Raw genomic sequence first — 26,630 nt, forward strand, 5'->3', positions numbered from 1 at the left:
GGCGCGGGCAACGCCGGTGAGGGCCCCGCGAAGTGCGGGGCCCTCTCCGGGACTTCAGGTCGCCCGGCCGGTGCCGGAGGTCAGTCCTTGTCGCCTTCGTCGGCGAGCGTGATGACCCAGCGGGTGTCCTTGCGGGGCAGCAGGTACACGGCCCAGTAGACGGCGGCCGCGGCGATGATGCCGAAGGTGACGTACATGGCCTTGGGCTCGCTCTTGGCCAACTCGTACATGACGTACAGGAGTCCGGCGATCAGCACGACCGGGACGGCGGGCCACAGCGGCATGCGCCAGGCGGGCGTGTGCTTGTGCACGCCGCGACGCGAGGCCAGCGCGCCGAAGGCGACGACCAGGTAGAGCAGGGTGACGGCGACGCTGGTGACGGAGCCGAGCAGGGTCAGGTCGACGAAGCACAGGACCGCGCCGGGGACACCGACGGCCAGCGTCGCGACCCACGGGGCGCCGAAGCGGTTGACGGTGCCGAAGGCCTTGCTGACCGCGGTCGGCCAGGCGCGGTCGCGCGCGGAGGCGTACAGGACACGGGAGTTCTGGATGACCATGACGATCGCCGCGTTGATGATCGCAAGCGCGATGCACAGGCTGATGAACGTCGCCATGCCGTGGCTGCTCCAGCCCTCGATCATGGTCGGCAGGTCGCCCTCGGTCAGCGTCTCCATGTCGGCCGCGCCGAGCGTGATGGCGATCGTGGGCAGGATCAGGATGACCGCGCCGAGACCGAGCGTCCACAGGACCGTGCGCGAGACGGTCCGGCGCGGCTGGTCCATCTCCTCGGCCAGGTAGACGGCGGTCGAGAAGCCCTGCAGGGCGAACAGCGCGACCGCGAGGCCGGAGACCAGCACCCCCAGGGTCAGCGTGCTCATGCCGCCCGCCTCGGCCAGCACCTCCGGCTTGACCAGCGTCGACGCGCCGCGCTCGGTGTGGCCGAAGCCGAGGAACGCGACCAGCGCGGCGGCGACGACCTCCAGGGCCAGGAAGATGCCGGTCACCCACGCGTTGGCGCGCAGGTCGAGCAGGCCCATGACGGTGGCGCCGAGCATGACCAGGGCGCCGGCCCACTTCATGCCCGTGGCGTCGAGGCTGACGATCGACGTGATGTATTCGCCGGTGCCGAGCGCGATGATCGGCGGCACCACCATCACGACGATGCCCGCGACGATGAAGGCGATCCAGGCCGCGAAGCGGCCCATGAACGTGCCGACCATCGCGTACTCGCCGCCCGCGCTGGGGACCATCGTGCCCAGCTCGGAGTAGCAGAACGCGACCAGGACGCACATGACGGCGGCGATGACCAGAGTGAGCGCGGTTCCCGTGCCCTGGGTCGCGAACATGCCGGGCACGATCACGAAGAGCGAGGACGCGGGGGTCAGACAGGACAACGTGAGCAACGTGCCGCCGACGACTCCGATGGACCGCTTGAGCGGCTTCGGGGCTCCGGCGTGGAGCGGGGTGGGGGTGGTCGCGTTGTCCGTCGCCGGGGGCACGTCGACCTTGGGGAGTATTGCTTCAGCCATGGGCGCGTTCCTGATTCAACAGGGGGTGCGAGGTATCGCCTCCGGTGACGGGAGCAGGCCGGCCGTGGGTGCGGCGTCGAACACACGGCTCTGCCTGCAAGGTGCTGCGTTATGTAATCCGCCGTTTGTTCGAGCGTCAAGATGCCGTTAACAACCGAATCCGAAGGTCAACAGCTGATCTGACGTCAGATTTCAATGATCGCAGGCATTTCCCGCAACCGGATCCGCAACTTGGCGCAGGCAAAAACTTGTCAGCTGCAGGGGTCGGCCGCCGCCCTGCCCCGGCGGTGTGACTGCCGTCTCTCCGCAGGCTCACTTCAGGCGTACGACGGTGCGCGGTACGTTCCGCCCCATGAGCAACCGTGTCCTCGCGCACACCGGTGCCCGGCACCCGATCGTCCAGGCCCCGATGGGCTGGATAGCCCGCTCCCGGCTGGCGGCCGCGGTGTCCGCGGCGGGCGGGCTCGGCATGATCGAGACGTCGTCCGGCGAGATCGACAACTGCAAGGCCGAGATCGACGCCATGGTCGCCACCGGTGTGCCGTTCGGGGTCAACCTGCCGCTGATGTTCCTGCGCGACGAGACACTCGTGCGGTACGTCGCCGAGGCGGGCGTACGGTTCGTGACCACCTCCGCCGGCAGCCCGGCCCGCCACCTGCCGCTCCTCAAGGAGCACGGCCTGACGGTGTACCACGTGGTTCCCTCGGTGCGTGCCGCACGCAAGGCGGTCGACGCGGGCGTGGACGGACTGGTCGTCGAGGGCGCCGAAGGCGGCGGCTTCAAGAACCCCGACGAGGTCTCGCTCCTCGTCCTGCTCCAGGCGGTACGCGCGATCACCGACGTGCCGCTCATCGCCGCGGGCGGCATCGCGGACGGCCGCGGCATGGCCGCCGCCTTCGCCCTCGGCGCGGAAGGCGTCCAGATGGGCACCCGGTTCCTGTCGAGCGCGGAAAGCCCGGTGCACGGCAACTTCAAGCAGGCGATCGTGGACGCCGACGAGACCGGCACGGTCGTGGTCAACCGGACGGGAAGCCCCACGATGCGCGTGCTGCGCACCGGCTACTCGGCCGAACTCGCCGCGGCGGGCGGCCCCGCCGCGAGCTCGCTGGCCGCGGTGCAGCGCCTGTACTTCGAGGGCGAGATGGAGCTGTCGCTCGCCTCCGCGGGCCAGTCGGTCGGGCTGGTCGACGCGGTGCGCCCGGTCGCCGAAATTGTCGAGGAGACGATGCGCGGCTTCCGCAAGAGCTTGGACGAGGCCTACGGGCGGGCGGCCGAGCTGACCGAACTCGGCGACTGAGGGCCGGTGCCCGGACCGCCGCGGTCCGGGTGTCCGCCGCTCGGCAGCACCCGGGCGGCGGTCCACAGCACGATCCCGCACAGCGCCCAACTGGCGAGCACGTCGCCCAGCCAGTGGTAGTCGCACCACAGCAGCGCCAGGCCGATCAGCGCACACAGCAGAGACGTTCCGGCATATGTGCGGCGCCGCGCGGCCGGAGACAGGACCGTGCCGAGCACGAGCGCCGCGGTGCCGAAGCAGACCGCCGACGTCGCGGTGTGCCCCGACGGGAAGAAACCCCACTCGCCGCCCGTGACCTCGCCGCCGGACGGGCCCGCCCGGTCGATCGCGTTCTTGCCGGCGATCACCAGCACGGAGACCACCGCGACCGATGCCGCTGCGACGCCGGCCAGGCGCAGCCGGGCCGCGCGGTCCGGAGCGCGGAGGCAGGCGTACGCACAGGCCGCGACCAGGGCGACCCCGCCCGGCACCGGGCCGCCGAGGTCGGCGAGCAGGTGCATCGGACCGTCGAGCCAGCCGAGGCCGGAGGCGGCGGCCGCGTCGCGCACGCCGTCGCGAACCGCCTCGTCGAGCGGGATCAGCGGGCCCGCGTCGACGACGACCTGCACGGTCAGGAACACCAGGAAGACGGCCAGAACCGCGGGGAAGAGGATCGAGGCGAGGACGGACCGGCCGTACGCGGACCACCGCCCCGGGACGGGGGGCGTTGTCCCGGGGCGGCCGCCGGCTTGCTCAAGGCCGGCATGGGGTCCGCCGGGGCCCGGACGGGGGGGCGTGCCGGGTCCGGCATCTGGGGTCCTCGCGTGCATCTCACTCGAAGATACGTGGAAGCATCCCAAGTTGTTCCCCGCCGACATGGTCGACACAAAGCCTGCACAGCTTCTCCACGCCGCTGCGACGGCGGGGGATTGACGCACGCACCCAACCGAGTCCCCGTTCGGAGTCCGCCTCACTCTGGATTGTCCGACGTGGGCGATGTACGGTGTCAGCCCCGGATGTGAGCGGCGTCACAGAACGGGTGATCCGGCGTCCCCGAAGACGGGAACCGGACCGACGAGGGGCAGATCAGGCGATGAACCGCCTGAGGTTGTGTGACGTGACGTCAGCACACGGTCGTCCGACCCCCGCCCGCCGTCGGTCCGCAAAGGTAGGGTTCCCAAGGTGGTTGAAGAGTCCGGCTACCCGTCCCACCGAGTGCCGTCGATTCCGGCACCGGCCGCACCGGCGCGTGTCCGCCGGTTCACCACCTCGATCGCCGACACCAGGATTCCGCCGCGCGAACGGGCGCAGAACGACACCGGGATCGGCGTCGTCATCACCAGCGACCGCCAGCTCCGCGTCGTCCGCACCGCACGCCCGCGCGGCATCCGGCTGGACGGCGAGGTCGACCTGGCCAACGTCGAGATCGTCCGCCACTCACTGCGCGCCGTCGCGCGCGAGGGGGCGGAGGTGACCGTGGACGTCACACGGCTCGGCTTCATCGACGTCGCGGGGCTCCGCGTCGTCATCGAGAGCGCCCACGAGCTGGCCGAACACGGCGGACACCTCGTGCTGGTCGGCGCGTCCCGGCAGTTGCTGCGCATCCTGCGGCTGTGCGGCTGGGACACGGCGGCCGGGCTGCGGATCGGGGCGCCGGGGCCTGCCTGAGCGGCACGTACCGCGGCTCGCGAAGCCGCCGACGCCCGCAGCCGCCACCGCCCGCAGCCCATGGGTGGGACCCGCAGTGGTCCCCGGCAGCCCGGACATACCTGGGGTAGCCGCGGGGGTCTCCCGGGGCTCTCCCGGAAACACCAAAGTGCCACTGCCGTGCCCGCGAAGGGGAGAACCCCGGCTGCGACCCCCCAAGGACGGGGGCCGCAGCCGGGGTTCTGCTCGGACAGGCCGGGATCAGACGACCTGGCCGACGACCTTCTCGAGGATGTCGAGACCGTCGGTGAGCAGGTGCTCCGGCATCACCAGCGGCGGCAGGAAGCGCAGCACGTTGCCGTACGTGCCGGCCGTCAGGACCAGCAGACCCTCGGCATGGCACGCCTTCGCGATCGCCGCCGCGGTCTCCGGGGCGGCCTCCTTGGTGCCCGGCTTGACCAGCTCGATCGCGATCATCGCGCCGCGCCCGCGGACCTCGCCGATCGCCGGGTGCTTCTCCGCCATCGCGCCCAGGCGGGCCTTCATGACCTCGCCGATGCGCGTCGCGGTGCCGTTGAGGTCGTGCGCGCGCATCGTCTCGATCGCGCCGAGCGCCGCGGCGCACGCGACGGGGTTGCCGCCGTACGTGCCGCCCAGGCCGCCCGCGTGCGCGGCGTCCATGATCTCGGCACGGCCGGTGACGGCGGCCAGCGGAAGGCCGCCCGCGATGCCCTTGGCGGTCGTGATGAGGTCGGGGACGATGCCCTCGTCCTCGCACGCGAACCACTGGCCGGTCCGGCAGAAGCCGGTCTGGATCTCGTCGGCCACGAACACGATGCCGTTCTCGCGGCAGAACTCCACGATGCGCGGCAGGAAGCCCTTGGCCGGCTCGATGAAGCCGCCCTCGCCCAGGATCGGCTCGATCACCACGGCCGCGACGTTGTGCGCGCCGATCTGCTTGGTGATCGCGTCGATCGCCGTCGCGGCGGCCTCCTCGGCGCAGTTCTCCGCACCGGTCAGCCAGCGGAACGGGTACGCGACCGGAACCCGGTAGACCTCGGGCGCGAACGGCCCGAAGGACTCCTTGTAGGGCATGTTCTTCGCGGTCAGCGCCATCGTGAGGTTGGTGCGGCCGTGGTAGCCGTGGTCGAACACGACGACCGCGCTGCGCTTGGTGTAAGCGCGAGCGATCTTGACCGCGTTCTCCACCGCCTCCGCGCCGGAGTTGAACAGCGCGGTGCGCTTGTCGTGGTCGCCCGGGGTCAGCTCGTTGAGCTGCTCGGCGACGGCCACATACGAGTCGTACGGCGTGACCATGAAGCAGGTGTGCGTGAACCGCTGCAGCTGCTCGGTCGCGCGGCGCACGACGGCCTCGGCGCTGTTGCCGACGCTGGTCACCGCGATGCCGGAGCCGAAGTCGATCAGCGAGTTGCCGTCGACGTCCTCCACGACACCGCCCCCGGCACGCGTCACGAAGACCGGGAGGGTCGTGCTGACCCCGCGCGCCACGGCCTTGTTGCGGCGCTCCATCAGCTCGACGGACTTGGGGCCGGGGATGGCGGTGACGAGGCGGCGCTCCTGGGGGAGCGACGGCCCGCCGGGCTGCGTAGCGCCCATCGAGGTCTCCTTATGGCTGATGGCCGGGGTCGGGTGATTCGCAGGCTAGGTTCAGGGGGCGGGTCCCTGCATGCGCCACACCGGAGAAGTCACCCCCTCGCACATGTCCACCTCGGACAAGTCCCTGCGCGGACGGGGCGTGTCGGGATACGGAATGATCATCACGCGTGAGCAGCGTTCCACTACATTGAGTGCGTTCCCTGTGGCGGGAATCGACACGGCGGTGACGGGATGGACGTGGAACGCAGACGGGGCGCGAACGGCCGGAACCAGGCCGCGGCGACGACCGATGCCGCAGGGCAGCAGTGGTGGCACGACCCGGAGCTGGAGGAGCCCGTCTTCGGGACCCCGGTGCCGGGCGGCGTGCCGCACCCGGCCAAGCCGGCGTCCGCCGGCCCGAGGACCGGCTTCGACCTGAGGTCGTGGGTGTTCGCGCCGCGGTTCCGTGACGCGCCGGGGATCTTCGCTTACGGCCGCGACGAGGCCGAACTGCGGCTGCGGGCACTGGAGGAGCGGGCCAGGCGGCGTCCGGAGACGCCATTGATCCGGCGGGCCCTGCTGTGGCTGATCCTGGCCATGGTCGGATTCCGCTGGTTCGTACTCGCCTACTCGTGGCTGGTCGTCAACGTCGTCCCCGACTGGCTGTGGCCGCTGTTCGCCTCGATGTTCTGGTTCGCCTACGTGGGGTTCTTCGGCTACCTCGGGCGTTGGCACGAGATCATCTGGCACTACCTCGCGCCCGCGTTCAAACGCCTCGACCGGCGCGCGGACGCCAACGGCCGCCCGTCGCAGGAGCAATGGCGCCGTGCGGCGGTGAGCCTGGCGGCGGGCGTGGTCGGCTGGATCATGTTCCAACGGCCCTTCGTTTCGCTCTTGTTGGAACTCTTCCCGGACAGCCGCCATCTGCTGCACCAACTGCAGCCGCTCATTCGCATCGTCTACAACGTCGCGTTCCTTGCCGCGGCGGCCTATTGGGGCCGCTGGGGCGACGTGATCCGCCCGTACGCCACCGCGCCCCGCGAAGCGGACCCCTCGGCCGACGTGGAAGACGCCCCGGTCGACGACGAACTGTGGCCCGAGCTGCGCGACGCCGGACTCGGCGGCGCCGCAGACCGGCTCGACGAGGAGGTCGAGCTCGGCCGCGTCGGCGACGTCGACTACCTCCGCCTGCGCCGGGTCCTGGAGGCCGGGGACGGCGACCAGGACTACCTGGTCGACGTCGCGCACGAGGTCGCCGAGCGGGGTGCCGGAGCGTGTACGCACGGCTCCGGCTCCCGCGACGTGCGCCCCCGGCGTGCGGTCCACGACCTCATGACCGGTCAGGTCAAGGTCGGCCGCGCGGTCGACAGCGAGCGCAACACCGCCCCGCTCAAGTCCGTCGGCTTCGCCCTCGAACCGGACGTGCTCGGCACGTCGATGGTCGTCGTCGGCCCGTCGGGGGCAGGGGAGTCCGAGGCCCTGCTGCGTCCCGTCGTCGAGTCTCTGAGCCTGTCCGCGCTCGCCGGCGCCGCCTCGGTCGTCGTCCTCGACGCCAAGGGCGGCGCCTTCGCGCGGCCGGGTGCGTATGACATCGAGATCGTGCTCGGCGACCCGGACTCGCCCTGGGGGCTCGACCCGTACGGCGCCGCCAGCGGCTCCGAGGAGGCCGCGGACCGGCTCGCGGCCGCGGTCCTCACAGGCGACGACGACGCCCGCCACCGCGACGGCGCGCGGGCGGCGCTCCAGCAGGCCATTTCCGCGTACGTCGCGGGGTACGGCCACCACCCCGCGATCGCCGCGCTCCTCGACCTGCTGGACGGCCACACGGACGCGATCGACGCGCTGCGTGCGGAGCTGGCGCGGGCGGGCCGGGAGACGGAGTTCGAGCGGGCGCTGCGCACGCTGGCCCGCGCGGACGATGCGGCGCGCCTCCTCGTCCAACGGCTCTCGGTCCTCGAACGGCCGGGTATGGCCGCGCTGTTCGACCCGCGGCGCGAGCGGTTCGCGATGCGCCACGTGGACCGGCCGGTGCGGGTGCGCATCGCGCTGAACGAGGCCGCGTACCCCGATGCCGCACGCATCGTGGGTCGCCTGGTGGTCGGCCAGTTCATGCAGGCCATCGCGGCCCGCGATCCCGAGCAGGCGGATGACGGAGTGTTCGCGTGCCTCGTCGCCGACGGGGCGGGGCCGTACGTCGACGACTACGTGGCCAACGGCCTTGCCTGGACGCGCGCCCGCAACGCGGGGCTGCTGCTGGCCGTCCGCTCGATGGACGACTTCGCGCCGCGCCTGCGCGCCGCCGTGTTCGGGGCAGTAGGGTGCAAGGCCGTCCTGCCGGGTGCGGCGGCCCGTGACGCGGAGGCGTTCGCCGAGTTCTGGGGGAAGAAGCTGGTCGAGGAGCGGTCCGTCACGCACGGGTCGCCCGAGGGTGGCCTCCTGCGCAAGGCCCGCTTCGCGGTCATGGGGGCGTTGTTCGGGGAGAAGGCGGCGGGCGGCTCGGAGAGCGTCACCGTCCGCAAGGTCGAGCGCTACCGCTGGACTCCTTCGGAGATCACTGGAGAACTGAAGACCCGCCACGTGCTGTGCAGCCTGACCACCCGCGAGGGCGACCGTACGGCCCCGGTCCTGGTGGAACTGGAGCCCCAGGCAGGAGCTGCCTGAGGGAGGAGGGTTGGGGCAGCAGGCCTTTCAGGCCGCAGGCCCAACCCTGCGGAGGGCTCGGTCGGCCCGAAGTCCAAAGCCGTGTGATCACGGATATCGAGCCGGGACCTCCCGCCCGCGTTGCCACATGCGTGACACGACCGAGTAAGGCGCAGACGCCTACCCAGGTCCCGGCGTCGGGAGCTGGGGGACGGGGTCGGTCGAACGACGGTGTTGGGACCTGAACAGGCGGGGCGGCGCGCATGGGGGGATGGCTGCGGGCACTGCTTGGCGGGGTGTGCGGGGCGGACGGGGAGGCAGAATGGGAGGGCACGCTTACTCCACTTCGGCGCATTCGCCGCCCAGCTCGTCGGGACCCCCCTCATGCCCCCCACCCTCGAACAGCTCGTCCGAGCGCCCGCGCTCGACCTGGTCGTGCTGGCCGGGGAGCGGCATCTCGAGCGGGAGATCCGCTGGGTGCACACCAGCGAACTGGCCGATCCCACGCCCTATCTCGAGGGCGGCGAGCTGGTGCTCACGACCGGCATGAAGCTCGGGCGGTCGGCGGCCGAGCGGCGGGCGTACATCGAACGCCTCGCCGACGCGGATGTGGTCGGGCTCGGGATCGGGGTCGGGCTCACGCACGCCAAGGTGCCCGCCGCGGTGGTCGAGGCCGCCGAGGAGCGCGGGCTGCCGGTGTTCGCGGTGCCGCGCCCGACGCCGTTCATCGCGATCAGCAAAATGGTCTCGTCTGCCATCGCCGCCGACCAGTACGAGGCGGTCACCACCGGCTTCGCCGCCCAGCAGGAGCTGACCCGGGCGGTGCTCGGGCGCGAGGGTTCCGCCGCGCTCATCCGGCGGCTCGCGGTGCGCCTGGACGGCTGGGCGGCGCTGTACGACCAGTCCGGCACACCCGTGCACGTCAGTCCCACGCCCGCCCGCGCCCAGGCCGCCGCGCTGGCCGCCGACGTGACCCGGCTGCGCGGGATGTCCGCGCCCGCGTCCGCCTCGTTGCAAGGGGCAGGGCCGCACGGGGAGCGCGTGGTTCTGCAATCCCTGGGCGCGGACCGCCGCATCCGGGGATTCCTCGCCGTCGGCACCCACCGGGCCGCCAATCCGGCCGACCGGCAGATCATCGGGTCCGCCACGTCGCTGCTGACGCTCGCGCTGGAGCAGTCCCGCGCACTCGGTGCCGCCGAAGGACGCATGCGCACCGCGCTGCTCCGCCTGTGGCTCGGCGCGCCCTGGGCGGTGTCTGCCGCCGATGCATCCGCGTCCGCCCCTGACGCGTCCGGCCCTGGGACGTCGGCCGCAGAGGCACCCGCCGGTGCTCCGGGAGCCGCCGACGAGCCCGCCCGCTCATGGCTGCCCCCTCCGGCTTGGAGCACTTCCGCGGGCTCGGCGGACTCCCTCGTCCGGGCCGTCGCGCGCGACATGGGTTCCCCGCTGCCCGACGGCCCGCTGCTCGTGGCCGTCGCGCACGGGCCGGAGGACGCGCGTACCTCGTTGGCGGAGCGGGTCGCCGGGGCCGCCAAAGAGGTCTTCGCCGCGGAGTTCGACGACGCCACGGTGCTCGTCGCCCCCGCGTCGCTGCTGGCCGACGACGCCGCCGTTCTGGACCGGGCCGCCCGGGCGGGGGCCGGCGGGCTGGCGGTGGGCGTGTCGGGGGCGGCGGACCCGGGCGCGGGCGCCGAGGCGTTCCGGCAGGCGCGGCAGGCGTACGGTGTCGGATCGCGCGCCGGGCGGGTGCTGACCGTCTACGGCCACGCGGGCGCGTCCCTGCTGCCGTTGCTCGGCGACCCCACGGTGCGCGGCTGGGCCGAGGAACTCCTCGCCCCGCTGACCGCACACGACGCCGGCGCGCGCGGCGACCTGGTGGCGTCCGTACGGGCGTGGCTCGCCCGGCACGGGCAGTGGGACGCGGCCGCCGGCGACCTGGGCGTGCACCGGCATACCCTGCGCTACCGGATCCGCCGGGCCGAGGAGATCCTCGGGCGGCGTCTCGACGATCCGGACGTACGCGCCGAGCTGTGGCTCGCGCTGCGCCTGACCGAACGGGACGGCGGGTAGCCGGGCGCCTGGACTCGGCGCCGGCCTGGAACGTGTCCGCCGCCCTTCCACTGAGGCATGTAGGCCGTCACTCATTTGGACACCGCGTACAAGGTCGCCCGCTTCCCGGCGCGCCTACCGTGGGGGAGCGGCGCATCGCCGTGTCCGTCCCGTACGCGATCCATGGAGTTCCAGTGACCACGACCCACGCGTTCTGGCTGGCCGGTCGACAGGCGACCGGCGAGGCCGCCTTCGACGTCACCCACTCCTACGACAACAGCCTGGTGGGCCGCGTGAGCGTGCCGACGGACGCACAGGTCGAGGAGGCCGTCGCGGCGGCGTACGCGGTCCGCGACGAGTTCTCCGGGCTGCCTGCCTTCCGCCGCGCCGCGGCGCTCGACCACGTCGCGAAGCGGCTCGGCGAGCGGGCCGAGGAGATCGCGCGCCTCATCACCGCCGAGAACGGCAAGCCGATCAAGTGGGCGCGCGGCGAGGTCGGCCGCGCGGTCTCGGTGTTCCGCTGGGCCGCCGAGGAGGCCCGCCGCTTTAACGGCGAGGGCATGCGCCTGGACACCGACGCGGGCGGCACGGGCCGCTATGCGCTGGTACGCCGCTTCTCGCGCGGCGTCGTGCTCGGCATCGCGCCGTTCAACTTCCCGCTGAACCTGGTCGCGCACAAGGTCGCTCCGGCCATCGCGGTCGGCGCGCCGATCATCCTCAAGCCCGCCCCGGCCACCCCGATCACCGCGCTGGTGCTCGGCGAGATCCTGGCCGAGACGGACCTCCCGGCTGGCGCGTGGAGTGTCCTGCCGGTGCCCAACGACAAGATGCCGGCCCTCGTCCAGGACGAGCGCCTGCCGGTCATCTCGTTCACCGGCTCCGGCCCGGTGGGCTGGTCGATCATGGACTCGGTGCCGCGCAAGCACGTGACCCTCGAACTGGGCGGCAACGCGGCGGCGGCCGTGCTCGCCGACTGGTCGTCGGACGCGGACATCGAGTGGGCCGCGTCGCGCATCGCGACGTTCTCGAACTACCAGGGCGGCCAGTCCTGCATCTCGGTGCAGCGCGTCATCGCCGACGCAGCCGTCTACGACCGCCTGGTCGAGAAGATCGTCGAGAAGGTGGGCGCGCAGGTCACCGGCAATCCCGGCGACGACAGTGTCGACGTCGGCCCGCTGGTCAGCGAGGACGCCGCCAAGCGCGTCGAGGCGTGGGTCGACGAGGCCGTGGCGGGCGGCGCGAAGCTGCTCGCGGGCGGTACGCGCGACGGGGCGACGTACGCCCCGACCGTGCTCGCCGAGGTCCCCGACAACGTGACGATCGCGTGCGAGGAGGTCTTCGGGCCGGTCCTCACCGTCACGAAGGTCGACGGGGACGACGCGGCCTTCGCGGCGGTCAACGACTCGCGCTACGGCCTCCAGGCGGGGGTCTTCACGCACAACCTGCAGACCGCGTTCAAGGCGCAGAAGGCCTTGGAGGTCGGCGGCGTGGTCATCGGCGACGCGCCGTCCTACCGTGCCGACCAGATGCCGTACGGCGGCGCCAAGGAGTCCGGCGTCGGCCGCGAGGGGGTCAAGTACGCCATGGACGACTTCACGTACGAGCGCGTGATGGTCCTCACCGGTCTCGACCTCTGAGCCATCAGGGCGAGACCCCGCATACGACGGGCCCGGCGACCTGGGGTGGGTTGCGCCGGGCCCGTTTGCGTTTCCGCGGCCCGGCCCGCGGCCGGCTAGAGCCCGCCGCGGCCCCGGAAATGCGCACGCGTGGCTGCCGGAACCGCGTGATTCCGACGTTCGGCGTCCGCCAGGCGGGTGACCTTGGTGTGCTTCGGGTAGGTACGTCGCGGTAACACCGGCCGGTAACGGGCGGAATCCTCCGGGGCGGGCCGGGTACGTGAGGGGAACCCGCACGCGAGGAGGCCCACCGATATGCCCCCTGTCACGGAACGTGAGGCCCGCAAGGTCGCCGAGGAGGCGCGCGAGAGCGAGTGGCGCAAGCCCAGCTTCGCCAAGGAGCTCTTCCTCGGCCGGTTCCGGCTCGACCTGATCCACCCCCACCCCGAGCCCGACCCCGAACAGGTCGCCCGCGGCGAGGAGTTCCTCGCAAAGCTGCGGCGCTTCCTGGAGCAGGAGGTCGACCCGACGGTCATCGAGCGCGACGCCCGCATCCCCGACGAGGTGGTGCGCGGACTGCGCGAGATCGGTGCGCTCGGCATGAAGATCGACCCGGAGTACGGCGGGCTCGGGCTCAGCCAATACCACTACAACAGGGCCCTGGTTCTGGTCGGCTCGGTCAACCCCGCACTGGGCGCGCTGCTGTCCGCGCATCAGTCGATCGGCGTACCGCAGCCGGTGAAACTTTTCGGGACCGAGGAGCAGAAACGCGAGTTCCTGCCCCGTTCGGCGCGCGGCATCACCGCGTTCCTGCTGACCGAGCCCGACGTCGGGAGCGACCCGGCGCGGCTGGCCACGACGGCGGTGCCGACCGAGGACGGCGAGGCGTACCTCCTCGACGGCGTGAAGTTGTGGACCACGAACGGCGTCGTCGCGGACCTCGTCGTCGTCATGGCCCGAGTGCCGAAGACCGGTGACCGCAAGGGCGGCATCACCGCATTCGTCGTCGAGGCCGACTCGCCCGGCATCACCGTCGAGAACCGCAACGCGTTCATGGGCCTACGTGGCATCGAGAACGGCGTCACGCGCTTCCATCAGGTACGCGTGCCCGCGGCCAACCGCATCGGCCCCGAGGGTGCGGGCCTGAAGATCGCCCTGACCACGCTGAACACCGGGCGCCTCTCGCTGCCCGCGATGTGCGCGGGCGGCGCCAAGTGGTCGCTGCGCGTCGCGCGCGAGTGGTCCGCGGAGCGCGAGCAGTGGGGGCGCCCGATCTCGGGGCACGAGGCGATCGCCGGCAAGATCGCGTTCATCGCGGCGACCGCGTTCGCGCTGGAGGCGGTGCTCGACCTGACCGGGCTGATGGCCGACGAGAACCGGCACGACATCCGCATCGAGGCCGCCCTCGCCAAGTTGTACGGCTCGGAGATGGGCTGGCTGGTCGCCGACGAACTCGTGCAGATCCGTGGCGGCCGCGGCTACGAGACCGCCGCGTCGCTCGCCGCGCGCGGCGAACGGGGTATCCCCGCCGAGCAGATGCTGCGCGACTCGCGGATCAACCGCATCTTCGAGGGCTCCACCGAGATCATGCACCTGCTGATCGCCCGTGAGGCGGTCGACGCACACCTGGCGGTCGCGGGCGACATCATCGATCCCGAGGCGACGCTCAAGAAGAAGGGCAAGGCGGCCGTCGACGCCGGCGGCTTCTACGCCAAGTGGCTGCCGAAGCTGGTCACCGGGGCCGGGCAAGTCCCGACGTCCTACAAGGAGTTCGGCGAACTCGCCGGGCACCTGCGGTATGTCGAGCGGGCCTCGCGCAAGCTCGCCCGCTCGACCTTCTACGGCATGGCGCGCTGGCAGGGGCGCATGGAGCGCAAGCAGGGCTTCCTCGGCCGCATCGTCGACATCGGCGCCGAGCTGTTCGCGATGAGCGCGTGCTGCGTACGTGCGGAGCAGTTGCGGCGGCGCGACCCCGAGCAGGGCGGTTCGGCGTACGCGCTGGCCGACCTGTTCTGCCGCCAGGCGCGCGTGCGCTGCGACGAGTTGTTCGGTCGTCTGTGGACCAACACCGACTCATACGACGTCAAGGTGACCGAGCAGGTCATGGCGGGCCGACACCGCTGGCTGGAGGACGGCGTGGTCGACCCGTCGACCCCGGGTGCATGGATCGCGGCGGCGGACCCCGGACCGGCCAAGACCGACAACGCGCACCGCACGATCGACTGACCGACCGCAGGACCGGACGCGACGAGGCGGGCGAGCGGCAGAAGTCGGCCGCTCGCCTGTCGGCGGGAGCATCGTGTTCCCCGGGGAGATCGAAAGCGCGGGAATTGTCCCGGGGGCGTACGACGGGAGGCCTTCGAGGACCGTCACAATGGTCCGATGGACTCCCTGGCAGATCCGTACGCCCCCTTCTCCGACCCGGCGCAGCCCTCCGCGCGGCGCGACGTCGTGCTGCTCGGTTCCACCGGTTCGATCGGGACGCAGACGATCGACGTCGTCAAGGCCAATCCCGACCTGTTCCGCGTGGTGGGCCTGTCGGCCGGCGGCGGGCGTGTCGACCTGCTGGCCGCCCAGGCACTGGAGCTCGGGGTGGACGTCGTCGCCGTGTCGCGCGCGACCGCCGCGCAGGACCTCCAGCTCGCGTTCTACGCCGAGGCCAAGCGCCGGGGATACGCGACCGGCGAGTACAAGGTGCCGCGCATTCTGGCGGGTCCCGACGCCGCGACCGAACTGGCCGCGCACCCGTGCGACGTCGTCGTCAACGGCATCACCGGGTCGATCGGCCTCGCGCCGACGCTGGCCGCGCTGAAGGCAGGCACGATGCTCGCGCTGGCCAACAAGGAGTCGCTGATCGTCGGCGGCCCGCTGGTGAAGGCCGCCGCGCGGCCCGGCCAGATCGTGCCGGTCGACTCCGAGCACTCCGCGCTGTTCCAGGCCCTGCGCGGCGGACGGTACGACCAGGTCCGCAGGCTCGTCGTGACCGCCAGCGGCGGCCCGTTCCGCGGCCGGAGCCGTGCCGACCTCGGCGACGTCACGCCGGAGCAGGCGATGGCGCACCCGACGTGGGACATGGGCCCGGTCATCACGATCAACTCGGCGACGCTGGTCAACAAGGGCCTTGAGGTCATCGAGGCGCACCTGCTCTACGACATCCCGTTCGACCGCATCGACGTGGTGGTGCACCCGCAGTCGATCGTGCACTCGATGGTCGAGTTCATCGACGGCTCCACCCTCGCCCAGGCCAGCCCGCCCGACATGCGCCTGCCGATCGCGCTCGCCCTCGGCTGGCCCGACCGGGTGCCCGACGTCGCCCCGGGGATGGACTGGACCAAGGCGCAGAGCTGGGAGTTCGCACCGCTGGACAACGAGGCATTCCCGGCCGTCCAGCTCGCGTGTGCGGCCGGAACCACCGGCGGCACCGCACCCGCCGTCTTCAACGCCGCGAACGAGGAGTGCGTGGACGCCTTCGTCGCCGGGAACCTCTCCTTCCTCGGAATCGTCGACACTGTGGCCCAGGTGCTGGGCGAGCATGATGTCCGCGGCACCGGGGGACAAGCCCTCACACTTGAAGATGTCCTCGACGCCGAACTGTGGGCCCGCCACCGCGCCCGCGAACTTGTCGCCGACGCACTGGGAGTAGCCCGATGACGTTGTTCATGACCGTGCTCGGCATCGTCGTGTTCGTGGTCGGCCTGCTGTTCTCGATCGCCTGGCACGAGGCCGGACACCTCGCCATGGGCAAGCTCTTCGGGGTGCGCGTCCCGCAGTACATGGTCGGCTTCGGCAAGACCATCTGGTCGAAGAAGATCGGCGAGACGGAGTACGGCCTCAAGGCGGTCCCCGCGGGCGGCTACTGCCGGCTCATCGGCATGTTCCCGCCGGACAAGGACGGCAACCTCAAGGCCAAGAGCACCTCGCCGTGGCGCAGCATGATCGAGGAGGCGCGAGAGGCGTCGTACGAGGAGGTCGGTCCCGGCGACGACAGCCGCCTCTTCTACACCCGCAAGCCGTGGCAGAAGTTCCTGATCATGTTCGCCGGGCCCGCGATGAACCTGGTGCTGGGCGTGGCGATCCTGGCCGGGGTGTGGATGACGTACGGCGTCATGGAGCCCGGCACGAAGGTCGCGGTGGTGACCGACTGCGTGGTGAAGGCCAGCGAGGCGGGCCGCGAGTGCGCGCCCGGGGACGAGGCCGCACCCGGCAAAGCCGCGGGACTCCAGGTCGGCGACCGCATCGTGCAGTTCAACGGCGTGCCGGTGAAGTCGTACGACGACCTGCGCCCGCTGATCCGGGAGAGCAGCGGCCAAGTCACCGTGGTCGTCGACCGCGGCGGCCAACTGGTGACGCTCACGCCGACCCTCGCCCAGAACGAGATGGCCAAGCTCGACGGCGACGGCCGGCCCATCGAAGGCAAGTACGTCAGCACCGGCTTCCTCGGCTTCAGCCCGCTGAACGAGCAGCACACGCTCGGCGTCGGGGGCGTGGTGGACGAGCTCGGGTTCTACATGGAGAAGTCCGTCGAGGGCCTCATGCGGATCCCGGAGAAGGTCCCCGCGCTGTTCGGCGCGGCGTTCCAGGGGGACGAGCGCGACGAGGACTCGCCGGTCGGCATGGTCGGCGCCGCGCGCATCGGCGGCGAGGTCATGGCCGCCGACGTGCCCGCCGAGTCCCGGCTGATCATTTTCGTGCAGCTGCTGGCCATGGTGAACATCGGTCTGTTCCTGTTCAACATGCTGCCGCTGCTGCCGCTCGACGGCGGCCACATGGTGGGTGCCATGTGGGAGTCGCTGCGCCGCCGCCTCGCCCGGCTGTTCAATCGGCCCGACCCCGGCCCGTTCGACGTCGCCAAGCTGATGCCGGTGGCGTACGCGGTGGCGGTCGTCTTCATCGGCTTCACCGTGCTGGTCCTGATCGCGGACGTGGTCAACCCCGTCAAGGTGACCTGACCACGACTCGCCCCGGCCGGCGACGGGCCCGACGACACGACGACGATCGAATCCGGACAACCAACCCGGTCGTTTCCAGAGGCGACCGGGTGGTTGTCGAAACGCTGTGTGCCGGTACTGCAACAGATTCGCTCGGTACCGGGCGCGTTTACCCGGCAACCGGGTGCGTGCCGTAGCTTGGTGATCGGCCTCTCCCGCCACCTGTGCGCCACCCGGCGGAAGGGGCCGAGCATCTTTCGTCCGACCTACCCGGGACTGAATCAGCTATGACCGCGATCACTCTGGGAATGCCTTCCGTACCCGCCCGGCCGATCGCTGCGCGCCGCAAGTCGCGGCAGATCATGGTCGGCAACGTGCCGGTGGGCGGCGACGCCCCGGTGTCGGTGCAGTCGATGACCACCACGTTGACCTCTGATGTGAACGCGACCCTGCAGCAGATCGCCGAGCTGACGGCCTCCGGCTGCCAGATCGTCCGCGTGGCGGTGCCGAGTCAGGACGACGCGGACGCCCTCCCGGACATCGCGCGCAAGTCCAAGATCCCGGTGATCGCGGACATCCATTTCCAGCCCAAGTACGTCTTCGCGGCGATCGACGCCGGGTGCGCCGCGGTCCGCGTCAACCCGGGCAACATCAAGGCGTTCGACGACAAGGTAGGCGAGATCGCCAAGGCCGCGTCCGCGGCCGGGGTGCCGATCCGCATCGGCGTCAACGCCGGATCGCTCGACAAGCGGCTGCTCGAGAAGCACGGCAAGGCCACCCCCGAGGCGCTGGTCGAGTCCGCGCTGTGGGAGTGCTCGCTGTTCGAGGAGCACGACTTCCGGGACATCAAGATCTCGGTGAAGCACAACGACCCGGTCGTGATGATCGAGGCGTACCGGCTGCTCGCCGAGCGCTGCGACTACCCGCTGCACCTCGGCGTGACCGAGGCGGGGCCGGCGTTCCAGGGCACCATCAAGTCGTCCGTGGCGTTCGGCGCGCTGCTGAGCCAGGGCATCGGCGACACCATCCGGGTCTCGCTGTCCGCGCCGCCGGTCGAGGAGATCAAGGTCGGCAACCAGATCCTGGAATCGCTCGGCCTGCGGCAGCGCGGCCTGGAGATCGTGTCGTGCCCGTCGTGCGGGCGCGCCCAGGTCGACGTCTACAAGCTCGCCGAGCAGGTCACCGCGGGCCTGGACGGGCTCAAGGTGCCGCTGCGCGTCGCGGTCATGGGCTGCGTCGTCAACGGCCCGGGCGAGGCGCGCGAGGCGGACCTCGGCGTCGCGTCCGGCAACGGCAAGGGCCAGATCTTCGTCAAGGGCGAGGTCATCAAGACCGTCAAGGAATCCCAGATCGTCGAGACGCTCATCGAGGAGGCGCTGATCCTCGCCGAGCAGATGCAGAAGGACGGCATCATCTCCGGCGATCCGATCGTCGACGTGAGCTGAACGACGGGACTGCCCCCGGACGTTCGGGGGCACGCGTCACGAGATCAGCGCGGGAACGGCGGCGAAAGCCGCCGGGTTCCGCGGACGGCCCCGCACCGGTCATCCGGTGCGGGGCCGTCGCACGTCGTGCGCGGGCAGGCGACTCGGTCGGCCGCGGGCGGGCCCGACCTCGCGCGGCGCGTCCGCTCGGCTGCCAGGTGTTCGATCGTGTTCGACCGCCGCGCACGCCTCCACCCGATCGGGGGTTTTCGTCGCCCGTGGGGGTGACAGGGCGTTACAGGACTTCCGCTCACGGTGATCGTTGCTGATCATCGGCCGTAGAGACGGCGCACACGGCGTCGGCGGGAGGGGGCGCTGCGGTGCGACGCATGGTCATCCGGGGGCTCGCCGCGGGAGTCGCGATGCTCGGCACACTCGCCGCGCTCGCCACCGCCGGACCCGCCGCCACCGCGCTCCCCGAGGCACCGCCGCGCGTCTCGCCAGGCCTCGCCTGGGGGACCTGCCCGCCCGACCTCTCGCGCGCGCTGCGCTGCGGCACTCTCGACGTCCCGCTCGACCACACGCGCCCCGACGGGCCGACCACCTCGCTCGGCGTCTCGCTCGCCCAGGCGACCGGGTCCAAGGTGGGCACGATCCTCGTCAACCCCGGAGGGCCGGGCGGCCAGGGCATGTGGCTCGCGGCGGCCGTGCAGCGGGCGCTGCCCGCCGACCTGCGCGCGGCGTACGACATCGTCGGCGTGGACCCGCGCGGCAACGGGCACAGCTCGCCCATCCAGTGCGTCGACACCGAGGTGTTCGACAAGGCACCCAAGCCCGACCCCGTGCCGCGTTCGGACGACGACAAGCAGGTGCTGCTCGCCCGGGCGAGGGCGTACGCCGAGGGCTGCGCCGCCCGGGCCGGCGCGATGCTGCCGTACCTGAGCACCGAGGCGAACGCGCGCGACCTCGACGCGGTGCGCGCCGCGCTCGGCGAGGAGCGGATCGGCTACATCGGCTGGTCGTACGGCACCTACCTCGGCGCGGTCTACGGCCACCTCTACCCGCAGCGCGTCGACCGCATGATCCTCGACAGCATCGTGGACCCGAGCCCCGAGGGCATCTGGTACGGCGTCAATCTCGGCCAGGACATCGCCTTCCAGGCCCGCTGGCGCGACTTCACCCGATGGGCCGCCCGGCACGACGCCGCGCTCCGGCTCGGCGCCACCCCCGATGGTGTGGAGGACTCGCTCGCACGGGTGCTGGCCGGCGTACGCGCGGCTCCGGCCGGGCCGGTCGGACCGGCCGAGGTCTACGACATGCTGTCCGGCGCGATGTACGACGACGACGGCTGGACCCCGCTCGCCCGCGCCCTCCGCGCCTACCTCGACGCCGACCACGGCCCGATCACGAAGCTGTACGAACCACCCAGCGCCGACAAGGCCAACAGCACCGCCATCTACACCGCGGTCGAGTGCGCCGACGGCCCGTGGCCGCGCGACTGGGCCGTATGGAACCGCGACGCCGACGCGCTGCACCGCGCCAACCCGATCCTCACGTGGCCGAATACCTGGCTCAACGCACCCTGCCAGTTCTGGCCGGTGGCGCCGCGCGAACCCGTGCGGCTGACCGGTGCCGGGCTCCCCGGGGTGCTGCTCGTGCAGGCCGAGCGCGACGCGGCCACGCCGATGATCGGCGGCGTCGCCATGCACCGCGCGCTGCCGACCTCGCGCCTGGTCACCGTGACCGATGGCGGCAACCACGGCGTCTTCGTCTTCAACCCGAACAAGTGCGTCGCCGACATCGCGCACGCCTATCTGCGCGACCGCACGCTGCCCGCGAGCGACCGCACATGCGCGGCGGGCGCCGCACCGGATCCGGACACCGGGAAGGACCGATGACGGCGACCCGCGTCGTGCGGCCGCGGCGCCCCCACGCCCGGCCCATCCGGCGCGCCGCCGTCGCGTCCGCCGCCCTGCTCCTCGCCGGCTCGCTGACCACCGCGACACCGCCCGCGGCGGCCGACACCCCGCCTCCTCCCGGCAGTGGCCCTGAGGCGGCCCCCGAGGCCGCGCCCGAGGCTCCTCCGGCGCCCGGCGTGACGTGGGGATCGTGCCCGGCGGGCGCCCCCGCGACCGAACGCTGCGGCACCATCCGCGTGCCGCTCGACCACGATCGCCCGGGCGATCCGGCGACGCTCCGCATCGGCGTCTCGCGGTCACCGGCGACCGGCCGCGCCGCGGAGCGTCAGGGCATCCTCGTCTTCAACTTCGGGGGCCCGGGAGCCGCCGGCGTCGGCTCGGCGGCCTCGCTCGCGCGCTCGCTGCCCGAGCCGGTCCGGCGGGCGTACGACGTCGTCGGCTTCGACCTGCGCGGGCGCGCCACCAGCAGTCGGCTGGACTGCCTCGACCTCGCGACCTTCGCCCGGGCGCCGAAGCCGGACACCGCGCTCACCACCCCGGCGGGGCAGAAGGCGATCACCGAGGCGGCCCGCGTGTTCGCCGAGGGATGCCGGGCCGACTCGCCGGAGATGCTGCCGTACCTGACGACCCGGCAGATTGCCGAAGACGTCGACGCGTTGCGCGAGGCGTTCGGCGAGACGAAGATCAACTACCTCGGCTACTCGTACGGCAGCTACCTCGGGGCCGTCTACGGCCAACTGCACCCCGACCGCGTGCGGCGCATGCTCCTGGACAGCGTCGTCGACCCGACCAAGGTCTGGTACGAGACCGGCTTCGCCCAGGCGCGGGCCTTCCGCGAGCGCCAACGCGACTGGGCCGAGTGGGTCGCGCGCCACGAGACGACGTACCGCATGGGGAAAACCCGGTCCGATGTCCTCGCGCAATGGGACCGCGCCCGCGAGGAGTTGGCCGCGAAGCCCGCCGACGGCGTCTTCGGCGGCACCGAGTTCGACTTAATGACCATCGCCAACCTGTATTCGGACCGGCAGTGGCCGCGGCTGGCCGCGGCGGTGTCGGCGTACCGGGTGCGCGGCGACGCGGCGCCCATGCGCGACCTCAAGGGCCCGGTGACGGGCGACGACGAGAACTTCGAGTCGGTCATGCAGGCGGTGACGTGTGCGGATGCGCCCGCTCCCGACGACCCGGCGGTGTTCGCCGCCGACACGGTGCGCCTCAAGGCCGAGCACGGCTACCTCGGCGCGACCGTCGCCGCCGCGGGCGCGTGCCTGTACCTCCAAAGCAACACCCTGCCCCCGGTCACCGTCGACGGCGCCGGGCTCCCCGGAGTCCTGCTGGTGCAGGGCTCGCGCGACCCGGCGACGCCCTATGCGGGAGCCGTGCGGATGCGGACCGCTCTGCCGTCGTCGCGACTGCTGACCGTCGACGGGAGCGGCAACCACGGTCAGTTCGTCGGGGGCGGCAAGTGCGTCGACGACGCCGGTGCCGCGTACCTCGCGCGGGGCGAACTGCCCGCGCGCGACTGGAGTTGCCCCGCGCTGCCCCCGCCCACCCCGGACACCCGTGTCGCGCCCGGGGATACGCGGACGCATCCGGCGGTGCCGTAGCCCCACCCCCGCCCCCACCTGCCCCTCACTGCCCCCGCCTGCGCCTCTTGCCCTGAACTGCCCGCCCGCGCACCGTGCGGGCCCCCGGCGCCATCGGCCGGCGAGGGGCAGTTCCCGGCGCGCCGAGGGGCGTCGCGCAGCCGTGGCCCCGACTCCGTACTCTGGTGGGGTGATCCGCCGGATGGCAGGGTGAGCCACGTGTTGAGCTCGGTTTCCTCCAAAGTCCTCGACGGCACCGACCTGCCCGCGGTCCTCGAACTGCTGGACAGCGACCCGGTGACCAACGTCTTCGTCGCCTCGCGTGTGCACCTGGCCGGTGCCGACCCGTGGCGGCTCGGCGGCGAGTTGTGGGGCTACTACGAGAGCGGGCGGCTGGCGTCGCTGTGCTACGCGGGCGCCAACCTCGTCCCCGTGGCGGCCGGACCCGAGGCCATAAGATCCTTCGCCGACCGCGCCCGCCGACAGGGCCGGCGCTGCTCGTCGATCGTCGGCCCCGCCGACGCCGCGGCGAACCTGTGGGGACTGCTGGAGCCCTCCTGGGGCCCCGCGCGCGACGTACGCCCGGTGCAGCCGCTCATGGTGGCCACCCGGCCCTCCACGGCCGTCACGCCGGACCCCGCGGTGCGGCGGGTGCGGCGCGAGGAGATCGACATCGTGATGCCCGCGTGCGTCGCGATGTTCACCGAGGAGGTCGGCGTCAGCCCCCTGGTCGGCGACGGCGGCGCGCTCTACCGCGCCCGGGTGGCCGAACTGGTGAACTCCGGCCGCGCGTTCGCCCGCATCGAGGACGGCCGCGTGGTCTTCAAGGCGGAGATCGGCGCGGTGACCCCGCACGCGTGCCAGATCCAGGGCGTGTGGGTCGCCCCCGAGAGGCGCGGCGAAGGGCTGTCCGAGACCGGTATGGCCGCGGTGCTCGACTTCGCGCTGCGTGAGGTGGCCCCGATCGCGAGCCTGTACGTCAACAGCTACAACGTGCCGGCCCGCGCCGCGTACCGCCGCGTCGGCTTCGCCGAGACCGGCGCGTTCATGAGCGTGCTGTTCTGAGCCGGCGCTGTTCCGAGCAGCCGCTGCGATAGCGTCCCCGCCATGGAATGGACGTGTCGGCTGATCGACCTCGCCGCGTACACCGTCGAGACGGTCGAAGTGCAGGCGCTGGCGTTCGGACTCACCGACGACGAGATGTCGGTGCGCCGCCGCATAGTGCAGCGGCACGCCCAGTTCGCGGGGGTGCGCGCGCTCGGCGCGTTCTCGCCCGAAGGGCACCTGGTCGGGTTCGGCTACGGCTACCCGAACATCAAGGACCAGTGGTGGAGCATGGTCATCGAGCCGTACCTCGCCCGGACCGGGCACGCGGACTGGCTCGACGACGCCTTCGTCGTGGGGGAGTTGCACGTGCTGCCGGCGTGGCAGGGGCACGGCGTCGGGCGCACGCTGCTCAGCTTGTTGTGCCAGGGGCAGGACCGTACGCGCATCCTGCTGTCGGCCGTCGACGAGGACACGCCGGCCCGACGGCTGTACTACGGCGTCGGGTTCGTCGACCTGGCCGTGCCGGTGCTGTTCCCCGGCAACGTCAGGCCCTACTGCGTGATGGGTGCGGAACTGCCGCTGCTCGTGGAGTGAGCGCGCGGAGCGGACCCGGAACGGGCCCCGTGCGAAACCTGAGGGAAGCCCGAGCGGTCAGGAGAGCCATTCGGCGACCGACAGCATGTCCTCGCCCGCGGGGTCGCCGACCGAGACGCACCAGAGCCCGAGGGCGAGCGCCTGCACCAGCGCCCAGCCGCGTACGCGCTCGACGTCGAGGTCAAGGGAGTTCGCCAGCCACGTCACACGCCGCCTGACCACCGCCTGAGGGCGGGTCTCGGCGACCACGGTGGCCAGCCGGTCGCGCACCAGCGGGCCCAGGTCGAACGCCGGCTCGCCGAGCATCGGCCGCGGGTCGATGGCCAGCCACTTGGCGCGCTCGGCGGCGAGCACGTTGCCGTGATGGCAGTCGGTGTGCAGGACGACGACGCCCGGCTGCGACGCCGCCAGATCCGCGCACAGCGACACGGCCTCGTCCAGCAGGGACTTGGGGCAGGGGCCGCCGAGTTCGGCGAACCTCCGGGGCATCGACTCGACCCAGTGCCCCACGCGGTCGGAGACCAGGTCGATGGCCGAGTCCTCGGGCGGCGCGATCCACAGGTGCCGCAGGACCTCGACCGCTTCGAGCATCGCCCGGTCCTCGGGGAGCGAGCGCAACGAGACGTCGGGCTGCAGACGTTCGAGGAGCAGCGCACCACGCGGCGCGTCGGCGTCCAGGAGGCGCACCGCGCCGCGGCCCGCCCATATCGCCAATGCGTCCGCCTCGTGCGCCGTGTAGCGGTCGACGAACCCGAGCTTGAGGGTCGCCGGGGTGTCGTCGTCGCGCCGCACCAGCAGCGTCAGGCTGAGCGCGCCGCCCGGCAGTACGGGCCGCTCGGCGGTCAGCTGCCACCGGTCCAGGAACTCGGCGGCGGATTCCGGCAGGCCCGCCAGCCACGGCCGGGCCGCCTCCTCGCCGCACCAGCGCAGCGCGGTGCGTACGAGCCGCTCGGGCACTTCCACCGGCGAGGTCACGAGGGCTGCCCCGAACCGGTGTGCGAGGCACCCGATTTGGCAGTGGACCCGGCGGGCGGCGCCGACGGTGCGCCGGGCCCGGCCGCGGTCCCGCCCGGTGCGGCGCGTTCGGGCAGGCCGGGGAAGGCGATGCTCGCGCCACGCCACCGCGCGCCCTCGACGGCGGTCTGCTGGAGCCATTTGGCGGCCGAGATGCGCTGGTCGCCACCCGAGGCGGCGACCAGGTCGACCAGGTGCGCCGCCACACCGTCCTCCAGGTACACGGCGAGCCGCGAGGCGTCGGCGGCGGTGTCGACCGCGAACGGGAGCGTGTACGCCGGCGCGGCGGCCCGCGGCTGCCCGCCCTGCCCGGTGATCAGCCGCTCGATCTCGTCGCGTCGTGCGCGGTGGGCGTCGTACGCCGTGCGCGCCTGCGCTTTGGCGGCCCCCTCCGACTTCGCCCCGACGACGCCGTAGCCGTAGACGGCCGCGTGCTCGGCGTCCAGCAGCGACTGGAGCGCCTGGAGGACCGGGCTCTCCTTGCCCGAGGGGGAGGGGGTCGTCATGCGGCGCTCCCGAGGTTCTGCGCGTGGACGAACTGGCAGGCGGAGACCGACGCGAGGACGCGCGCCAGCTCGGGGGTCGCGGCCGGCAGGTCGACCAGGCGGCCGTCCGCGCCGCGCTGTTCGCGCGACGCCAGGTCGGCGAGTGCCGCCTTGGGGTCGGCCGGCACGGATTCACCCGGGGGAGTGGACACCGGCGGCGGAGTGCGCGTTCCACCGAAAGCGGTGAGGTGCAGGCCCACTTCGTCGGCGTACGGGCGCAGTCGGCCGCCGAGGTCCGGATGCGCCGCGATGACCGCGTCGTAGCGGTCCAGGAGAGAGGCCGACGCCTGCTTCGCGCGCTCGCGGATCTCGTCGTCCGCCTTGCGTTGCGCGGGGGTCGGACCGGAACTGTCGTCCGAGGTACAGGCCGTCGCACCGAGCCCGACGGCGACGAGCGCGCCCAGGCCGGTCAGAACGGTCCTGCGCGTCGGCCCAGCGTCGCGCATTGCTTCGACTCCCGCTGATCGTGTGCACCCGTTTTCCCGCATTTCCCGCGCACGGCGCGGGTCCAGTCGGACGCTACCGCATCGGTCACCGTGCGGCCGGGCGGCTGACCGCGCGTGCACGCGAACTGTTGCGGACCGGATACTGTTGTCTATCTCAGCGGTCGGCCCCCGAGGCCGACCCGCCCGCAGATACGCGACAACAGCACACGCAGCCGAGGAGTCGTCCGGATGAGCACCACCCAGAGGGACCGGCTGCGGGAGCTGCTGGAACCCGTCGCCTCGGGCGCGGGGGTCGACCTCGAGGACGTCTCGGTCAGCCCCGCGGGCAAGCGCCGGGTGCTGCGCATCGTGGTGGACGCCGACGGCGGTGTGGACCTGGACGCGGTCGCGTCGTTCAGCCGCAAGTCGTCCGAGGCCCTGGATGCCTCCGATGTGATGGGCAGCCAGCCGTACGTCCTGGAGGTCACGACCCCGGGGGTCGACCGGCCGCTGACCGCCGAACGCCACTGGCGCCGGTCCGCCGGGCGCCTCGTGGAGGTGCAGCTCGCAGAGGGGGGCAAGGTGACCGGCCGCGTCACCGCCGCCGACGCGGACGGCGTGGACCTGGACGTGGACGGCACCGCGCGGCGCATCGCCTACGCGGACGTCGCCAAGGCCGCGGTGCAGATCGAGTTCAACCGCAAGGCCGCGGACGACGCGGATGCGGACGCAGATGCGGACACCGACGCGGGCGATGACGCCGGCGAGGACACCGACGACATGGACGAGGAGGCGTAG

The 26,630-nt window shown here is 72.3% G+C and carries 20 protein-coding genes; 14 read left to right on the plus strand and 6 right to left on the minus strand.

Annotated elements, in window-relative coordinates; translation table 11 throughout:
* Positions 1 to 80: 80 nt before the first annotated feature.
* A complete protein-coding gene (locus tag AB0C36_RS15250) occupies positions 81 to 1,529 on the minus strand; it encodes an APC family permease (RefSeq protein ID WP_358353879.1) in 1,449 nt (482 codons plus the stop codon).
* A gap of 352 nt (positions 1,530 to 1,881) precedes the next feature.
* Between AB0C36_RS15250 and AB0C36_RS15255 the strand changes: the two genes are divergently transcribed.
* Positions 1,882 to 2,826 carry an NAD(P)H-dependent flavin oxidoreductase gene (locus AB0C36_RS15255; RefSeq protein WP_358353881.1) on the plus strand — a complete coding sequence of 315 codons (945 nt, stop codon included), beginning with the start codon at positions 1,882 to 1,884 and terminating at the stop codon, positions 2,824 to 2,826.
* Here the strand turns inward: AB0C36_RS15255 and AB0C36_RS15260 are convergent.
* Positions 2,787 to 3,635 (minus strand): phosphatase PAP2 family protein, encoded by an 849-nt coding sequence (locus AB0C36_RS15260; RefSeq protein ID WP_358353884.1) that lies wholly within the window; start codon positions 3,633 to 3,635, stop codon positions 2,787 to 2,789. The two genes, AB0C36_RS15255 and AB0C36_RS15260, sit on opposite strands and share 40 nt — an antisense overlap.
* A 352-nt stretch (positions 3,636 to 3,987) precedes the next feature.
* On the opposite strand from AB0C36_RS15260, the gene AB0C36_RS15265 reads away from it, so the two are divergent.
* Positions 3,988 to 4,473 (plus strand): STAS domain-containing protein, encoded by a 486-nt coding sequence (locus AB0C36_RS15265; RefSeq protein ID WP_358353886.1) that lies wholly within the window; start codon positions 3,988 to 3,990, stop codon positions 4,471 to 4,473.
* Between the two features lie 240 nt (positions 4,474 to 4,713).
* Here the strand turns inward: AB0C36_RS15265 and gabT are convergent, their stop codons facing one another.
* Positions 4,714 to 6,069, minus strand: coding sequence for a 4-aminobutyrate--2-oxoglutarate transaminase (gene gabT / locus AB0C36_RS15270; RefSeq protein WP_358353888.1), 1,356 nt, complete (start codon positions 6,067 to 6,069; stop codon positions 4,714 to 4,716).
* Positions 6,070 to 6,306: 237 nt separating this feature from the next.
* Between gabT and AB0C36_RS15275 the strand changes: the two genes are divergently transcribed.
* The 11 genes from AB0C36_RS15275 (at position 6,307) to AB0C36_RS15325 (ending at position 23,848) form a co-directional block, all read left to right on the plus strand.
* Complete coding sequence (locus AB0C36_RS15275) at positions 6,307 to 8,709, plus strand: type IV secretory system conjugative DNA transfer family protein (protein ID WP_358353891.1); 2,403 nt, start codon at positions 6,307 to 6,309, stop codon at positions 8,707 to 8,709.
* 363 nt (positions 8,710 to 9,072) lie between these two features.
* The gene (locus AB0C36_RS15280) at positions 9,073 to 10,758 is read left to right on the plus strand and encodes a PucR family transcriptional regulator ligand-binding domain-containing protein (protein WP_358353893.1); all 1,686 of its coding nucleotides are present in this window, start codon (positions 9,073 to 9,075) and stop codon (positions 10,756 to 10,758) included.
* Positions 10,759 to 10,931: 173 nt separating this feature from the next.
* Positions 10,932 to 12,374: an aldehyde dehydrogenase family protein gene (locus AB0C36_RS15285; protein WP_358353894.1), complete on the plus strand. Its 1,443-nt coding sequence runs from the start codon at positions 10,932 to 10,934 to the stop codon at positions 12,372 to 12,374.
* 294 nt (positions 12,375 to 12,668) lie between these two features.
* Positions 12,669 to 14,579, plus strand: a complete 1,911-nt coding sequence (locus tag AB0C36_RS15290; RefSeq protein ID WP_358353897.1) for an acyl-CoA dehydrogenase family protein — start codon at positions 12,669 to 12,671, stop codon at positions 14,577 to 14,579.
* A gap of 156 nt (positions 14,580 to 14,735) precedes the next feature.
* Positions 14,736 to 16,004 (plus strand): 1-deoxy-D-xylulose-5-phosphate reductoisomerase, encoded by a 1,269-nt coding sequence (gene dxr / locus AB0C36_RS15295; protein ID WP_358353898.1) that lies wholly within the window; start codon positions 14,736 to 14,738, stop codon positions 16,002 to 16,004.
* The gene (locus tag AB0C36_RS15300; protein WP_358353900.1) at positions 16,001 to 17,302 is read left to right on the plus strand and encodes a M50 family metallopeptidase; all 1,302 of its coding nucleotides are present in this window, start codon (positions 16,001 to 16,003) and stop codon (positions 17,300 to 17,302) included. Before dxr ends, AB0C36_RS15300 begins: the two co-directional genes overlap by 4 nt.
* Before the next feature lie 266 nt (positions 17,303 to 17,568).
* Positions 17,569 to 18,726 (plus strand): flavodoxin-dependent (E)-4-hydroxy-3-methylbut-2-enyl-diphosphate synthase, encoded by a 1,158-nt coding sequence (gene ispG, locus AB0C36_RS15305; protein WP_358353901.1) that lies wholly within the window; start codon positions 17,569 to 17,571, stop codon positions 18,724 to 18,726.
* A 368-nt stretch (positions 18,727 to 19,094) separates the two neighbouring features.
* Positions 19,095 to 20,603 (plus strand): alpha/beta hydrolase, encoded by a 1,509-nt coding sequence (locus AB0C36_RS15310; RefSeq protein ID WP_358353986.1) that lies wholly within the window; start codon positions 19,095 to 19,097, stop codon positions 20,601 to 20,603.
* Positions 20,600 to 22,228, plus strand: coding sequence for an alpha/beta hydrolase (locus AB0C36_RS15315; protein ID WP_358353903.1), 1,629 nt, complete (start codon positions 20,600 to 20,602; stop codon positions 22,226 to 22,228). The genes AB0C36_RS15310 and AB0C36_RS15315 overlap by 4 nt, the downstream gene beginning before the upstream one ends.
* A 201-nt stretch (positions 22,229 to 22,429) precedes the next feature.
* Positions 22,430 to 23,272: a GNAT family N-acetyltransferase gene (locus AB0C36_RS15320; RefSeq protein WP_435839048.1), complete on the plus strand. Its 843-nt coding sequence runs from the start codon at positions 22,430 to 22,432 to the stop codon at positions 23,270 to 23,272.
* 42 nt (positions 23,273 to 23,314) lie between these two features.
* Positions 23,315 to 23,848 carry a GNAT family N-acetyltransferase gene (locus AB0C36_RS15325; protein ID WP_358353906.1) on the plus strand — a complete coding sequence of 178 codons (534 nt, stop codon included), beginning with the start codon at positions 23,315 to 23,317 and terminating at the stop codon, positions 23,846 to 23,848.
* 57 nt (positions 23,849 to 23,905) lie between these two features.
* Here AB0C36_RS15325 and AB0C36_RS15330 read toward each other — a convergent pair whose 3' ends face one another.
* Genes AB0C36_RS15330 through AB0C36_RS15340 form a run of 3 tightly spaced genes read right to left on the minus strand, consistent with a single transcriptional unit; the run spans position 23,906 to position 25,853 of the window.
* Positions 23,906 to 24,823: an aminoglycoside phosphotransferase family protein gene (locus tag AB0C36_RS15330; RefSeq protein ID WP_358353908.1), complete on the minus strand. Its 918-nt coding sequence runs from the start codon at positions 24,821 to 24,823 to the stop codon at positions 23,906 to 23,908.
* The gene (locus tag AB0C36_RS15335; RefSeq protein WP_358353909.1) at positions 24,820 to 25,368 is read right to left on the minus strand and encodes a ferritin-like domain-containing protein; all 549 of its coding nucleotides are present in this window, start codon (positions 25,366 to 25,368) and stop codon (positions 24,820 to 24,822) included. The genes AB0C36_RS15330 and AB0C36_RS15335 overlap by 4 nt, the downstream gene beginning before the upstream one ends.
* Positions 25,365 to 25,853 (minus strand): hypothetical protein, encoded by a 489-nt coding sequence (locus AB0C36_RS15340; RefSeq protein ID WP_358353911.1) that lies wholly within the window; start codon positions 25,851 to 25,853, stop codon positions 25,365 to 25,367. The genes AB0C36_RS15335 and AB0C36_RS15340 overlap by 4 nt, the downstream gene beginning before the upstream one ends.
* Before the next feature lie 228 nt (positions 25,854 to 26,081).
* Here AB0C36_RS15340 and rimP point away from each other — a divergent pair, with 228 nt between their 5' ends.
* The gene (rimP, locus tag AB0C36_RS15345; protein WP_358353914.1) at positions 26,082 to 26,630 is read left to right on the plus strand and encodes a ribosome maturation factor RimP; all 549 of its coding nucleotides are present in this window, start codon (positions 26,082 to 26,084) and stop codon (positions 26,628 to 26,630) included.

Source organism: Streptodolium elevatio, from assembly GCF_040649515.1.
Classification (GTDB): Bacteria; Actinomycetota; Actinomycetes; order Streptomycetales; family Streptomycetaceae; genus Yinghuangia; species Yinghuangia elevatio.